This is a genomic window from Pseudidiomarina salilacus (assembly GCF_047323925.1).
Lineage (GTDB): Bacteria > Pseudomonadota > Gammaproteobacteria > Enterobacterales > Alteromonadaceae > Pseudidiomarina > Pseudidiomarina salilacus.
In genome coordinates, this window is sequence record NZ_CP178751.1 from 736,987 (window position 1) to 752,064 (window position 15,078).

14 protein-coding genes are annotated in these 15,078 nt (G+C 49.2%); 8 read left to right on the forward strand and 6 right to left on the reverse strand.

Features of this window, described 5'->3' with window-relative positions:
* Window positions 1-89: 89 nt before the first annotated feature.
* The 3 genes from pspC to pspA form a co-directional block, all read right to left on the reverse strand.
* Complete coding sequence (gene pspC, locus ACJ8W9_RS03480) at window positions 90-497, reverse strand: envelope stress response membrane protein PspC (protein ID WP_411358504.1); 408 nt, start codon at window positions 495-497, stop codon at window positions 90-92.
* Window positions 494-733: an envelope stress response membrane protein PspB gene (gene pspB / locus ACJ8W9_RS03485; protein WP_411358505.1), complete on the reverse strand. Its 240-nt coding sequence runs from the start codon at window positions 731-733 to the stop codon at window positions 494-496. The genes pspC and pspB overlap by 4 nt, the downstream gene beginning before the upstream one ends.
* 74 nt (window positions 734-807) lie before the next feature.
* On the reverse strand, window positions 808-1,488 hold the full coding sequence (gene pspA, locus ACJ8W9_RS03490; RefSeq protein ID WP_411358506.1) for a phage shock protein PspA: 681 nt from the start codon (window positions 1,486-1,488) through the stop codon (window positions 808-810).
* Between the two features lie 226 nt (window positions 1,489-1,714).
* Between pspA and pspF the strand changes: the two genes are divergently transcribed.
* Genes pspF through putP form a run of 7 tightly spaced genes read left to right on the forward strand, consistent with a single transcriptional unit; the run spans window position 1,715 to window position 9,674 of the window.
* The gene (pspF, locus tag ACJ8W9_RS03495) at window positions 1,715-2,800 is read left to right on the forward strand and encodes a phage shock protein operon transcriptional activator (protein WP_411358507.1); all 1,086 of its coding nucleotides are present in this window, start codon (window positions 1,715-1,717) and stop codon (window positions 2,798-2,800) included.
* A complete protein-coding gene (locus ACJ8W9_RS03500; RefSeq protein WP_411360403.1) occupies window positions 2,801-4,447 on the forward strand; it encodes an ABC transporter substrate-binding protein in 1,647 nt (548 codons plus the stop codon).
* Window positions 4,444-5,475: an ABC transporter permease subunit gene (locus ACJ8W9_RS03505; RefSeq protein ID WP_411360405.1), complete on the forward strand. Its 1,032-nt coding sequence runs from the start codon at window positions 4,444-4,446 to the stop codon at window positions 5,473-5,475. The genes ACJ8W9_RS03500 and ACJ8W9_RS03505 overlap by 4 nt, the downstream gene beginning before the upstream one ends.
* On the forward strand, window positions 5,462-6,358 hold the full coding sequence (locus ACJ8W9_RS03510) for an ABC transporter permease subunit (RefSeq protein ID WP_411358510.1): 897 nt from the start codon (window positions 5,462-5,464) through the stop codon (window positions 6,356-6,358). The genes ACJ8W9_RS03505 and ACJ8W9_RS03510 overlap by 14 nt, the downstream gene beginning before the upstream one ends.
* Window positions 6,355-7,350, forward strand: coding sequence for an oligopeptide/dipeptide ABC transporter ATP-binding protein (locus tag ACJ8W9_RS03515; protein ID WP_411358511.1), 996 nt, complete (start codon window positions 6,355-6,357; stop codon window positions 7,348-7,350). The genes ACJ8W9_RS03510 and ACJ8W9_RS03515 overlap by 4 nt, the downstream gene beginning before the upstream one ends.
* Window positions 7,343-8,143 (forward strand): ATP-binding cassette domain-containing protein, encoded by an 801-nt coding sequence (locus tag ACJ8W9_RS03520; protein WP_411358512.1) that lies wholly within the window; start codon window positions 7,343-7,345, stop codon window positions 8,141-8,143. The genes ACJ8W9_RS03515 and ACJ8W9_RS03520 overlap by 8 nt, the downstream gene beginning before the upstream one ends.
* Window positions 8,144-8,147: 4 nt before the next feature.
* Entirely contained in the window at window positions 8,148-9,674 is a 1,527-nt protein-coding gene (putP, locus tag ACJ8W9_RS03525) for a sodium/proline symporter PutP (RefSeq protein ID WP_411360407.1), read from the forward strand.
* Window positions 9,675-9,774: 100 nt separating this feature from the next.
* On the opposite strand, the gene ACJ8W9_RS03530 is transcribed toward putP, so the two are convergent.
* The 3 genes from ACJ8W9_RS03530 to ACJ8W9_RS03540 are packed head-to-tail and all read right to left on the reverse strand — an operon-like array spanning window position 9,775 to window position 12,445.
* Complete coding sequence (locus ACJ8W9_RS03530) at window positions 9,775-10,812, reverse strand: patatin-like phospholipase family protein (protein ID WP_411360409.1); 1,038 nt, start codon at window positions 10,810-10,812, stop codon at window positions 9,775-9,777.
* Between the two features lie 24 nt (window positions 10,813-10,836).
* Window positions 10,837-11,904: a recombinase RecA gene (gene recA, locus ACJ8W9_RS03535; RefSeq protein ID WP_411360411.1), complete on the reverse strand. Its 1,068-nt coding sequence runs from the start codon at window positions 11,902-11,904 to the stop codon at window positions 10,837-10,839.
* Window positions 11,905-11,962: 58 nt separating this feature from the next.
* On the reverse strand, window positions 11,963-12,445 hold the full coding sequence (locus ACJ8W9_RS03540) for a CinA family protein (protein ID WP_411358516.1): 483 nt from the start codon (window positions 12,443-12,445) through the stop codon (window positions 11,963-11,965).
* Window positions 12,446-12,495: 50 nt separating this feature from the next.
* Between ACJ8W9_RS03540 and mutS the strand changes: the two genes are divergently transcribed.
* Window positions 12,496-15,075, forward strand: a complete 2,580-nt coding sequence (mutS, locus tag ACJ8W9_RS03545) for a DNA mismatch repair protein MutS (RefSeq protein WP_411360413.1) — start codon at window positions 12,496-12,498, stop codon at window positions 15,073-15,075.
* The last annotated feature ends 3 nt before the right edge of the window (window positions 15,076-15,078 follow it).

Below are 15,078 nucleotides of genomic sequence, written 5' to 3' on the forward strand. Positions count from 1 at the left end.
TGCCCATGCGCAACGCAACTTGTCAGAATGACAGAGTTGCGTGGCAGGTGTAACGCAAATTTTCCACTAAAAACTTGCGCTCGGGCAAATTAAAGGTTCTTCAATTCGCGGTCGACTTGGTAAGCGTTTGAGGTCACATAGCGTTCCATCGCCTGCAAGCGTGACTCCAATTCACGGAACTCATGGTCGATTTCATGAAAGGCTCGACGCGGCGGTTCACCCGCTTCATAGACCTTAGTTTTAAGACCAATCGGTTTATGTTCTGTTTTGCCTTGTGCATCGGTTAGCGGCTTCTCATCTAAGATCATCCACGCGGCGATATACAGAATAATCACAAAGCCATGACCAAAGATAACTGCAGTGACGACAATGATCCGTACCAGCCAAGCTTCGATATTGAAGTAATTCGCTATGCCGGAACAGACGCCCGCGATTTTTGCGTTTTGCTTATCGCGGAGCAACTGACGTCGTAGTTTTGGATCGTCGCTGTAACTCATTTGCGGTCCCTCCAAGTAGGCGCGTCCGCATCCAGAATAGCTTCTAGGGTTTTAATACGTTCGCGCATTTGTTCTGCTTGCTGCGCAAGTTGCTGCAGATTTTGCAACTCGTCAGCCGATAACCCCTGGCCGATCTTGCGCTTACTCCGGTAGTGCATGATGACCCAAATGGGTGCCACAAAAATCATGAATAGAATCAGTGGCACTGCGATCATCGGTACAAGTATGTCTGCCATTGCTTTAGTTCCCTTTAAGTTTGTCGGCCTGGCTGTCACCCGCAAGCGCGGGTGATACCCTGCTGCCGCATCGCTTATTCAGCTTTGGTGTCTTTAGCGTCTTTTTTAACGCGAGCTTTTAACGCTTCTAACTCATCGTTGATTTTGTCTTCGCCCTCAAGTTCGGCGAACTCATCACGCAATGATTTTTTGCCCATATCATAGGCTTCAACTTGCGATTCTAAGTCATCAATTTTTGACTCATAACGCTCGAAGCGCAACATCGCGTCATCGATTTTGCCGCTATCAATACGCTTTTTCACTTCCAAACGGCTACTGGCAGCGCGTTGACGCATGATAATGGTTTTCTGACGTGCTTTTGCATCCGCCAATTTTTCTTGTAGCTGACCCACTTCTTCGTTCATGCGGTTCAGGTGCTCATTAATACGCTCGACATCGATCTGTAAGCTGGTCACCGCATCAGCGGCTTTACGCTTCTCGACGAGCGCCAAGCGTGCCAAATCGTCACGTTCTTTACTCAATGCCAGCTCAGCTTTCTTTTCCCACTCAGCGACTTCAAGCTCGTAGCGTGACATTTGACGCTCGGTGTCTTTTTTCTCGGCAATCAAGCGCGCTGAAGTTGAACGCACTTCTACCAATGTATCTTCCATTTCTTGAATAATTAAGCGCACCATTTTTTCTGGATCTTCAGCTTTATCCAAGATGGCATTGATGTTCGAATTTACGATATCAGTAAAACGTGAAAAGATACCCATGTTCGTTTCCTCATCTTATGTTTTAAAAACTGTTACTGTTACGGTCATCGAAAATAATGCAGATACCATGCCAACTTTTTTAAAACCGCCTTAACTTGCTGAATTTCATTCATTTACGCCTGATTACAAATTTTTATTTGAATGCTAGCGGTTATCAAATACACTAATTATTAGCGAAATTTACCAATCTCAGCAGTTGTACAATAATAAATAGAGGAACGCTGCCATGAATCGCCCTCGCGAGGCTGATAATTTAATCGGTCAAGCCAATAGTTTCCTTGCCGTGCTCGAGCAGGTTTCACAAATCGCCCCACTTAACAAACCAGTGCTCATTATTGGCGAACGCGGCACCGGTAAAGAACTCATCGCAGCACGTTTACACTTCTTGTCGCAGCGGTGGCAACAAAATTACGTGAAACTTAATTGCGCAGCCCTTAGCGAAAGTTTGCTCGAAAGTGAATTATTCGGTCACGAAGCCGGCGCATTTACGGGCGCACAAAAACGCCACGAAGGACGTTTCGAACGAGCCGATCAAGGCACCTTGTTTCTTGATGAGCTGGCAAATACCTCAGCCCTAGTTCAGGAAAAAATCCTCCGCGTGATTGAATACGGTGAATTCGAGCGTGTTGGCGGCAGTAAAACGGTCTCGGTTGATGTTCGCTTAATTGCAGCAACCAACGAAGACTTACCTGAACTCGCCGAGCGCGGCGAATTTCGCGCCGATCTTCTTGATCGGCTGGCGTTCGACGTCATTACCCTACCGCCTCTGCGTGAACGCCGTGACGACATTCTGATTCTAGCTGAACATTTCGCAATTCAAATGGCACGCGAACTCGGCTATGAATTATTCAGTGGCTTTACCGAACGAGCGCGCAACGCCCTGCTCGAATACCATTGGCCCGGTAACATTCGTGAACTTAAGAATGTCGTTGAACGATCCGTTTATCGGCTTGGCAGTGGTGCCATTCCGCTCGATCAGATCACCCTTGATCCCTTCGCCAGTCCATGGCGACCGGCGGCTGCAGCGCACCGAAAGCCAAGCGCAGCAAATACAACCGAAGCCAAGCCTGCTAATAACGACGAGCAACAACCACAACAAGATACGGAAAATGTCTTGAAAACCGTCAATTTTGACTGTGGTCCGATCGATTTTAAAGAAGTTGCCGCACAATTCGAGACTGAGGTTTTACAACAAGCGCTGCAACATGCACAATTCAATCAAAAGAAAACCGCAGAATTGTTGGGTCTGACCTATCATCAATTACGTGGTTATTTAAAAAAATATTCCTTATTGGATGGATCGACGAATTAAATGACGCTCTGGCGACTGACTTGGCTCACCCCATTGTTGCTGCTACAAGCCTGTAGCCAGGCAAGCAATCAGGTTGAACCGCTCAAAGATGGTCTCATTTATTGCTCTGAGGGCAATCCGGAAAGCTTCAATCCGCAACTAGGTACGTCAGGCACAACGATAGACGCGACCTCAGCACAACTTTATGATCGTCTGCTCGATTATGACGAAGACCAGCAAGACTTTATTCCTGCATTAGCGAGCTCATGGCAAGCGCTAGATGAAGGCACTCGATACCGGTTCAAATTACGTGACGGTATCGCGTTTCACAGCACTCCTTGGTTTACCCCGACGCGGTCATTAAACGCTGACGATATCGTTTTCAGTTTCCGGCGCTGGCTTGATGAAGGGCATCCTTATCATGATGTCAACGGCGGCAATTATCCGTTCTTTACCGCCAGTGGCCTCAATCGACTGATTGAACGCGTCGTCGCAGTCGACCCGCAAACTGTTGATTTCTATTTAAGCCGCAGCGACAGCTCGTTTTTAGCGAATCTCGCCACCGACTTCGCGATTATTCTTTCGGCCGAGTATGGCGCTACTTTACTCGCACGAGGTACGCCAAGTTTGATTGACCAGCAGCCGGTTGGCACAGGGCCGTTCGTGTTTGATGAATTTCGTAAAGACTTATTGATTCGCTATACACGCAACACCGATTACTGGCGCACGCCTGCGCACATCGAACAACTGGTCTATAGCATTACGCCAAACGCCAACAAGCGCATGCTAAAGCTAATTACCGGTGAATGTGATGTAATTCCGTATCCGTTAGTCGAAGAATTGGCGTTGCTAGATACCGAAGATGAGATTCGCATCAGCGGCACCGTCAACCCTAATAGTGCATTCTGGGCTTTCAATACCGAGCATCCGCCATTTGACGATGTCAGAGTGCGACGCGCCCTCGCCTATGCTATTAATCGTCCAGCCATCATTCAAAATGTCTACAACGGCAACGCACGTTTAGCGACGGGTATTTTGCCGGAAACCTCGTGGGCGTTTAGTCCTGTTGACCAAACCCATGGCTACGATCCTGCTTATGCGCAGGAACTGCTGGCCGCGGCCGGCTATGCTGACGGTTTTAATTTTGAATTGTGGGCAATGCCGGTCCAACGCGCCTACAATCCCAATGCTCAGCGCATGGCTGAGTTGATCCAAGCAGACTTGGCACAAATTGGCGTACGCGCTGAAATCGTGAGCTATGAGTGGAATGCGTTTCGTCGGCGTTTGGCACGCGATGAACACGATAGTGTGCTGATTGGCTGGATCGCCGACAATGCTGACCCAGATAATTTTTTCCGCCCACTCCTGAGTTGTAACGCCCGCGCCGTGGGCACCAACCGCGCCAACTGGTGTAACGCGGAATTTGATGAATTGCTGGCTGCGGCGATTCGTGAACAAGAAAACACTAAGCGTAAGCAGCTCTATCAAGAAGTCGAAAATTGGGTTTACCGCGAGGTTCCCTTGATTCCTATCGCTAACTCGATGCGTTTCCAAGCCTACCGTGGCGATATCCAAGGTGTTGAAGTACCTGCCTATGGCGGCGTTAATTTTCGCTTTGCACGCCGTGTCGATGCGGCAGCGACCGAATCAGCCGGAGCTCGGCCATGATTCGCTACACCCTACGACGGATGATGTTGCTGATTATCACGCTGTGGTTACTTACCGTATTCATGTTTTCACTTAACTATTTCTTTCCCGGTGATCCGCTGACTAACATGAGTGGCGTGCGCGTTAGTGACGAGCTCAACTATCAACTGGTCACTACCACGCGTGGCTTCGACCAAGGCATTCTTGCGCAATACAGCAACTTCCTCGGCCACCTGCTACGAGGTGAGTGGGGCCAGTCCTTAAGCACCCAACAGCCCGTTTTTCAGGAACTGCTGCCACTCCTTGGCGCAACTATCGAGCTGTCACTGCTGGCAATGATTGTGGCCATGCTTATTGGTGCACCGCTCGGCTTATACGCCGCAGGACAGCAACGTGGTGCACTTGACCGCCTCGTGATGGGGCTGAGCTTAAGTGCCTACTCGATTCCCGTGTTCTGGCTCGCGCAGCTACTCATTTTATTGTTTGCGGTAAAACTGGGATGGACGCCGATCTCAGGGCAAATCAATCCATTGTTCGATATCGAGGTTACCAGCGGGGCCATTTTGCTGGATATTGGCTTGAGCGACAGTCCCTATCGCAGTGCCGCTTTTGCCGATGCTATCAGCCATTTGTGGTTACCCGTGTTGGTGTTGGCAATGATGCCTGCCACCATGTTGATGCGGGTGACCCGCAACAGCATGTTAGAAGTGATGCAACAGAACTATATTCGCTCGGCACGAGCCCGTGGTTTAAGTGACCGACGCATTCTATGGCGGCACGTGATGCCCAACACGATGCAACCGGTGGTAAGGCAGTTGGGCCTCATGTTTAGTATTTTGATGAGCAATATCATTATCACCGAAGTTATTTTTAACTGGCCAGGACTTGGAAGTTGGCTGGTAAAAAGTATTTATGAGCGCGATTATCCTGTTATGCAGGCGGGTCTTTTCACTTTTGCCGCGCTGATTTTATTAGTGAATGTGCTGGTCGAGCTGTATCACGCCTGGCGTTATCCGCAAGTACGGAAGGAACTCTATGCAGAACGCTAATATTTACTTTCAGCATCGTGAACCTTCACCGTTACGACAGATTTGGTTGCATTTAAATGCCAATCCATTTGCCGTCGCAGCATTCTATTTTCTCTGTGCTGCATTGCTGATTATGATCTTCTCGCCATGGTTGCAGCCTTACGCGCCTGATACTCAATTCGCAGACGCGATTCTGCAACCACCTAGCTGGAGCGATCAGGGCGAGATTCGTTTTCTTTTTGGGACCGATGACCTCGGTCGCGATGTGCTGTCGCGGATTATTGCTGGCTCAGTTTATAGCCTCGGCTACCCACTGTTAGCGGTATTGATTGCCGCTGTTATTGGCATCAGCATTGGCGCTTGGGCGGGCATGTCACGCGGGGTGCAATCTTCGACCCTGAACCATTTTCTTGATGTAATTTTATCTATCCCTTCATTGCTATTGGCTTTGGTCATTATCGCCATTCTTGGGCCGTCACTTCTTAACGTGATGTTTGCTATTACCTTAGTCTTGATACCGCAATTTATTCATGAAGTTCACAATGCGATTTACGATGAACGTTACAAAGAATATGTCACCGCATCGCGCCTGAATGGTGTGAGTCGCTGGTACATGTTTAGTCGAGTCATATTTCCAAATATTACCAGTGGCTTGGTGATGCAAACCACTTTTGCCCTGTCGACAGCGATTCTCGATATTGCCGCACTCGGCTTCTTGGGTCTTGGTGTACAAGCACCTGCACCTGAGTGGGGCACCATGCTCGCCCGCAGTCTTGATCAAGTTTACGTATCACCCTGGATGATGATCTTGCCGGGCCTCGCCCTGTTTATCACCATTTTGTCGATTAACATTCTGGGCGATAGCGTCCGTGCAGCCATTGCCGAACGGGTGCGTCAATCATGAATATTCTCGATATTCGTAACCTTACGATTGAATTAGAAACAGACGCAGGCTTAGTACGGGTACTCGATCGCTTTAGCTTGCAGCTTGCCGAAGGTGAAATTCACACCTTGGTTGGCGAATCGGGCTCGGGGAAGAGTTTGCTCGCCAAAGCGATTCTCGGCTTTATTAATCCCAAATGGAAAATTACTGCCGATCGTTTGTGGTGGCGACAATACGATTTGTTGAATCTAAATCCGGCTGCGCGGCGCATTATTACTGGCCGCGATATGGCGATGATTTTTCAGGACCCAAGTAGCTACCTAGACCCCAATGACAAAGTGGGCGCCCAACTACGCGAAAGTATTCCACGCGGTGAATTGTCTGGTATCTATTTAAAACGCCGTGCCGACCGGCAAACACGTGCCGAACGACTCTTGCATCGTGTCGGGATCAAAAATACTGAAGAAGTGATGGATGCCTATCCGCACGAGTTGTCGGAAGGATTGGCGCAAAAAATAAGTATTGCCATGGCGATTGCGCACAATCCTAAATTGCTGATTGCTGACGAGCCGACCACCGCAATGGAACCGAATACCCGGGCGCAAATTTACCGCTTGTTGACGAAACTCAGTGCCAGCCAAGGCATGTCTATTTTGATGATCACGCAAGATTTAACCGCGGTGATTCCAGAAGCTAAACAGATGTCGCTCATCTACTGTGGTCAACTGATGGAAACCGGTCCCACTGAACAGCTCATGAGTGCACCGGCCCATCCCTATACCGAAGCCATGCTCAATATGAGCTTGTATCATCAACAGAGCGAGCCGAAATCGCGTTTGCCCACCTTAACGGGTGCGATTCCCACTTTGCAACATATGCCGATTGGATGCCGTCTCGGGCCACGCTGCCCTTATGCACGAAAAGCCTGTGTGCAGCAACCGGCGTTACGCAAGATTAAAAGCCAGCAATTCGCCTGTCATTATCCGCTGCGCGATGGAGATGACCATGAGTAAGCTGCTAGAAGTAAAGAACATCAGCAAATATTACACCCACAAAGACGGTTGGTTGCCGGGGCGCCGTATTTGTGCACTTGAACCTTTGAGTTTTAGTTTGGAACGCGGCGAAACCCTCGCCATTATGGGCGAAACGGGATCTGGCAAATCAACCATTGCGAAAATCATTGCGGGTGCTGAAAAACCCAGTAGCGGCGAGCTATTTATCAATGGTCAGGCACTCGATAAGATGGCCGACCAACAACGTTGCCGTTACGTGCGCATGATATTTCAAGACAGTTTACGCTCATTGAACCCGCAAATTACCGTCGGTAAACAACTACTTGAGCCGCTGTTATTTAATCATGATGGGAGTCTTGAGGACCGCAAAAAACGTGTGTTTGAAACCCTACGCAAAGTTGGCTTACTACCCGAGCATTATCACTTTTACCCGCACATGCTCTCAAGTGGACAGCAACAACGGGTCTGTATTGCGCGCGCTATTGTCTTGGAACCGCAAATTATCGTTGCTGATGAAGCTTTTGCTGCGCTCGATCCATCGATTAGAGCTCAAATCATTAACCTTATCCTCGATCTTCAGCAAGATATGGGTATTTCGTTTATTTTCGTTACTCATTCGCCGGAGATCGTGAAACATGTTTCAGACAAGATCTTAATAATGCATCGTGGTAAAATGATCGAGTTTGGAACGACACAGGCACTGATAACCGATCCGCAAGAGAGTTTAACTGCCACTCTGTTGCAAGCGGACAACAACTATAAAGTGCCTTTACACTCAACAACGAAGGAGTAATGCTTTGGAAACAGGTACGCTTATTTCATTAGCGCTTTATTTCATTGCAATGCTGGGGATTGGCTTGTATGCGTACAAAAAATCCACGGATGATGTATCGGGTTACATGTTGGGAGGCCGTCGTTTAGGCCCTGGTGTAACTGCCCTTTCAGCCGGCGCCTCAGATATGAGCGGTTGGATGCTTATGGGCTTACCCGGTGCGATTTATATGTCTGGTGTTTCGCAGCTTTGGATCGCAGTGGGTTTGGTCGTAGGTGCTTACCTCAACTACATTATCGTCGCCCCTCGTTTGCGCATGTATACCGAAGTTGCGAATGATTCGATTACCATTCCAGATTACTTCGCCAACCGCTTCAATGACAAAGCGCGTCTATTGCGCGTTTTTTCATCAGTGGTCATCATCGTCTTTTTCACCCTTTACACCTCTGCAAGTCTTGTCGCTGGCGGTAAGTTGTTTGCCAGTTCGGCATTTGGCTTAGACTATAGTCTGGGGCTCTGGGTGACAGCCGGTGTGGTCTGTGCTTACACCTTGTTTGGTGGCTTCTTAGCGGTGAGCATGACCGACTTTGTGCAAGGCTGCATCATGTTCCTCGCCCTTGTTCTGGTGCCGATTGTCGCCATCTTTGATCTCGGCGGTGTTGCTTCGGTGACTGACCAAGTTCGCACCATGAATCCGGATTTCCTTGATTTCTTCCGTGACGGTTCGATAGCCGACTCGGCAGTGAATCAACTCTCATTTTTGGGAATTATTTCGCTATTAGCCTGGGGCTTGGGCTACTTCGGCCAACCACATATCATCGTGCGTTTTATGGCGATTCGTTCGGTTAAAGACATCCCCGCAGCGCGTCGTATTGGTATCACTTGGATGACAGTTTCTATCATCGGTGCCATGATCACCGGTTTCGTTGGTATTGCTTATGTTGCCGAAACCAAAATGACGCTCAATGATGCTGAGACCATTTTCATTATCTTCTCGCAGTTCTTATTCCATCCGCTGATTGCTAGTTTCTTACTCGCTGCGATTCTGGCAGCCATCATGAGTACCATTTCGTCGCAATTGTTGGTGACCTCAAGCTCATTGACAGAAGACTTCTATAAAGCCTTTTTACGCCGTGATGCAAGCCAAAAAGAGCTGGTCTTAGTCGGTCGTATCTCGGTACTTATCGTGTCATTGGTCGCGATTGCCTTAGCATGGAACCCCGAAAATACCATTTTGGGTCTAGTTGCTAACGCATGGGCTGGCTTCGGCGCTGCCTTCGGTCCGGTTATCATTCTCAGCTTGTTCTGGAAACGGATGAACCTGCAAGGTGCACTTTCGGGTATGTTAGTGGGCGCGGCAACCGTGTTGTTCTGGATCTATGCTCCTGTACTTGAAGACGGTGCGGCGCTTAGCAGCATGGTCTATGAAATCATTCCAGGGTTCATTCTCTGTACCGTCGCGATTATTGTTGTGAGCTTGCTGACCAAAGCACCGGCAGCGAATCTGACCAACACCTTCGAGCAAATGGAAAAACGCATGGATGAGGTCTAATCACCTCGTTCAAGTTACTCATTAAGCTTTAAACACAAAAAAACCGCAGGCATCACTACCTGCGGTTTTTCTTTGGCTATGGGTCCATAGTAGTTATCGACTAACCAGCACCACCGCGACGCTCGGCATACATCTCGAGCTCACTCATGATGTAATCTTTCATTCGCATCGTGGTTTCATAACCCAAATCAATGGCTTCATTACCGCGTTCAAATTCCAGCAAACCTATGTGTCCAAGTTTAGGTTGGATAAGGATATCGGGCGGATCGCCGGCTAAACGTGCCTTAGTAATACGCTCTTGCATGATATCGATAGAACCTGCCATCACACCGAACATACCTGGCGCTTTGTGTGACTGACCAGTGAAGCGTTCTTTCATCGAATCCCAGTATTGACCAGAGGTACTCAAGAAATTCTTGAAAAATCCTTCGTCGTCCTGCTCTTCGTTACCGATTAAATCAGAGGTTTCGCTTTGCTTACCGGTATCAACCGCTGTTGTTTCCGATTTCGACAGTTTGTGTACGTCCGCTTGTGGGTGAGGTTCTGGTGGTTGGAATTTACCCCGTGCTTCGATAGCAGCAGTATTCAGTTGCGAGTTCAAATGCACACCGATGACAAAATCGGCACCGAGCGCTCGACACAATGAAACTGGAACCGGATTCACCAAGCCGCCATCCACCAGCCAGCGACCATTGTGCGCGGCGGGCGCTAACAAACCCGGCATTGCACACGAAGAACGCGACGCATGATAAATATCGCCTTTACGCAGCCATACCTCGCGCCCAGTGTAAAGATCGGTGGCAACAGCACCATAAGTAATAGGTAAATCTTCAATCGAGACTGCACCGAAACGTTCTCGTGCATGACTAAAGACTTTTTCGCCCTGAATGATACCGCCATGACTGAGACCGAAATCAAGCAAGTTAAACACCTGCCAACGGCCCATATCGCGCACCCACTCTTCCACTTCGGCAATACGGCCAGAAGCAAAACCGGCCCCCACAAGGGAGCCGATTGATGTGCCTGCAACCATATTGATTTCAACGCCCATTTCCTGCAAAGCGTTGATCACCCCAATGTGAGACCAACCCCGAGCCGCTCCGGACCCTAAAGCGAGCGCAACTTGCACGTAACTCATTACTCCATTCCTTCGATGACAACCTTATACCAAGTCATCATCCATGATTTCCGCGTTATCGGCAACTGCAGCGGCTTCTCTACCTTGTTTACCAGCTTTGACCGGTTTAGCTAACAATTGCTCACGGATCAGCTTTTCAATTTCATCAGCGATTTCAGTATTCTCAGTCAGGAATTTAATAGCATTGGCTTTACCTTGACCGATTTTATCGCCTTTATAGCTATACCAAGCACCAGCTTTATCGACAATTTTTTGCTTCACACCCAAATCGATGAGCTCGCCTTGTTTGGAAATACCAGCACCATACATAATCTGGAATTCTGCTTGCTTGAATGGCGGTGCAACTTTGTTTTTCACAACTTTTACGCGGGTTTCGTTACCCACAACTTCGTCGCCTTCTTTCACTGCACCCGTACGACGAATATCCAAACGCACAGACGAGTAAAACTTCAACGCGTTACCACCAGTGGTGGTTTCTGGGTTACCAAACATGACGCCAATCTTCATGCGAATCTGGTTAATGAAAATACATAAGCTATTCGATTTTTTGATGTTCGCAGTCAGTTTACGCAAAGCTTGGGACATCAAACGCGCTTGTAAACCAACATGACTGTCGCCCATCTCACCCTCGATTTCCGCCTTCGGAGTGAGTGCTGCAACTGAGTCGACAATGACCACATCAACCGCACCTGAGCGGACTAACATGTCACAAATTTCCAGTGCTTGTTCACCGGTATCGGGTTGCGAGACAAGTAGATCATCTACGTTAACACCAAGTTTTTCAGCATAGACTGGGTCAAGTGCATGCTCAGCATCGACGAAAGCACAGGTTTTACCTGCTTTCTGTGCTTCAGCAATAACCTGGAGTGTCAGTGTGGTTTTACCACTTGATTCCGGACCATAGATTTCAACAACACGACCGAAAGGCAAGCCGCCAATGCCAAGGGCAATATCAAGACCTAGAGAGCCAGTAGAAACTGAAGCTATATCCATCGTTTGGTTATCACCCAAACGCATAATAGAACCTTTACCGAATTGACGTTCGATTTGACCGAGTGCCGCATCGAGTGCTTTTTGCTTGTCGTTGCTCATAATGATGTCCGTTCTGTTGAAAGCGTTGAAAATGAGTATACTGTGTTTTTATACAGTATCAAGTAATTTTTTTATAACTGCTGAGTGCTTCGCTTATTGTTGCCGCACGAACCGCAGCTCGATCGCCGCCAAACTGCTGACTCCAGCTCAGTACACCCTGGGGATGTGCCAACCCAAACCAAACTAAACCCACCGGCTTGCTCGCAGTGCCGCCAGCCGGACCAGCAACCCCAGTAACGGCAATCGCTAACTCTGTTTGCGCCATTTGTTGTGCACCTAAGGCCATCGCTTCTGCGGTCTCGGCTGATACTGCGCCAAATTGCGTTAGCGTCGCTTCAGAAACGCCAAGAATTCGCATTTTCAACGCGTTGCTATAGGTAATAAAGCCACCTTCAAACCATGCCGAGCTACCAGCAACAGCACTTAAAGCATAACCGATCCCTCCCGCTGTGCAGGACTCTGCTGTCGCGATATGCCAATTACGCGCTTGCAACCACTGACCGATTTGTTGTGCCAGTTCGAACTGAGTTTGTGTTACCATTTTCGTTATTAGCTCCACTAAAAATAACGACTATACGGATTCTATCAGGCATGCCGACCGCGACAACTGCTTCTCTCGATTTTTCTGCACATACACCGATGATGCAACAATACTTACGCATCAAGGCAGAACATGCTGATACGCTTTTGTTCTATCGTATGGGTGACTTTTACGAACTCTTTTATGACGACGCGCGCAAAGCAGCTGAGTTGTTGGATATTTCACTTACCCAACGTGGCGCTAGCAACGGCAAACCTATTCCAATGGCCGGTGTGCCCTATCACGCTGCCGAAAATTATTTAGCACGGCTGCTGCAAATGGGCGAATCAGTCGCCATCTGTGAACAAGTTGGTGACCCAGCCACCAGTAAAGGACCGGTTGAGCGTAAAGTCATTCGGGTACTGACACCTGGAACGGTGACTGATGAGGCGTTGTTATCAGAGCAGCGTGAAAATTTACTCGTGGCGGTGTGTTATCAACAGCATTTTGGCGTGGCTTGTTTGGATCTAGCAAGCGGCCGTTTTAGCGTGTTCGAATGTGCCGATGAAACCACTTTGCAAGCCGAGCTACAGCGGTTACAACCTGCCGAGCTACTTCATCCCGATACCATGCAATGGCAAAAGCAGTGGTTTGCCAGCAGCTGTGTACGCCCGCGTCCTGATTGGGAGTTTGCGAGTGATAGTGCCGAAGCTCTGCTCTGCCGGCAATTCCAAGTACAACACCTAGATGGTTTTGGCATTTCGCACCTGTCTCGTGCCCTTGGCGCCGCCGGTGCCATCCTGAACTATGTCAAACTTACCCAGCGGGCGGCTTTACCGCATATTCAAAGCATTCATGCGGAGCACACGGACAATGCTATTCAACTCGATGCAGCAACCCAACGCAATCTCGAATTAGTGCAATCAATGAGTGGCGCGCCCACCTCACTGTTTGCCACCTTGAATCGCACCGCAACCGCGATGGGGGGACGTCTCCTGCGCCGCTGGTTGCAACGCCCCTTGCGCGATGCGCAGCAACTGAACAATCGTTACCGTGCCGTAGCGCTGCTGCAAACCTATGATCTCGAGAGCCTGCGTAAGCAATTGAAGCAAATAGGTGATCTTGAGCGAATTCTTTCGCGTGTGGCCCTACGCAGTGCCCGCCCGCGTGACTTGACGCGGCTCCGTAGTGCCTTACAAGCGCTGCCAACGCTCAAACAAGAACTGACAGCAGCACAGGAGTTAGCGAGCTGGCAGCAGGATTTACATGAGTTACCAGAACTCTGTGCCACCCTCGAACAAGCGCTGGTTGAGCAGCCCCCCTTACTGATTCGAGATGGTGGCGTTATCGCCGATGGTTTTGATGAAGAACTTGATGAACAACGGCGATTAGCGGCCGGTGCGACCGATTTTTTACAGCAAATCGAACTGCGCGAACGCCAACGCACTGGTATTCAAACCTTGAAAGTCGGCTACAACAAGGTTCACGGCTATTACCTCGAGGCAAGCCGTGCTGCCGCGGCCCAGATTCCAGCCGATTATCAACGCCGACAAACGCTGAAAAATGTTGAACGTTATATTATTCCAGAGCTGAAAACCTACGAAGATAAAGTGCTGCAAGCACAATCGCGAGCGCTGGTTCGCGAGAAATGGTTATACGAAAATTTACTCGACGCCATTGCCGTCGAGCTAACCACCTTGCAACGCACGGCGAATGCTGTGGCTGAGCTTGATGTACTGCATAGCTTTGCCGCATCGGCTATTGCCTATCATTATTGCCAGCCTGAATTGCGTCAGGCTCACGGCTTTGAATTGACTGGCGCACGCCATCCTGTGATTGAGGTGCAACTAGAAACACCCTTTATCGCCAATGATGTTCGCTTAGATGCTGAGCAAACCATGTTACTCATTACCGGTCCCAATATGGGCGGTAAATCGACCTATATGCGGCAAGCGGCGTTGTGCGCCATCATGGCCCACTGTGGCAGCTTTGTGCCTGCAGATCGCGCGGTATTTGGCCCTATCGATCGGATCTTCACTCGTATTGGCGCATCTGATGATCTCGCCTCGGGGCGCTCAACCTTTATGGTCGAGATGACTGAAGCCGCGACTATTTTGCACAATGCGACTGAACACAGTTTAGTGCTGATGGACGAGATTGGTCGGGGGACCTCAACCTATGATGGTCTAGCATTGGCTTGGGCATGCGCCGAAGCGCTATTGCAACGCAATCGTGCCCTTACCCTCTTCGCTACCCATTATTTCGAGCTCACGCAGACGATTGGCAGCCTGCCAGGCTGTCGTAATGTGCATGTCGAAGCCACGGAACATGACGATACCATTGTCTTTGAACATCGTGTGGTTGATGGCGCAGCGAATCGCAGTTTTGGTGTGCAAGTGGCGAAATTAGCAGGATTACCGAATACGGTAGTGAAACGTGCACAAGCTATTTTGCAGCAACTCGAGCGTCAAGATAATGAAATGCCGCAAGCTGAGCTTGCCTTGACCGCGGCAGCAACTGAGGAGCCTTCAGCGCCAACACCTCACCCGTTACTTGATGAGCTAGCGGCGTTAGAGGTCAATCATCTGACACCGCTTGAAGCTTTGCAATGGCTGGCACGGTGGCAGAGCAAGTTAACTCAAAAACCGTAACTG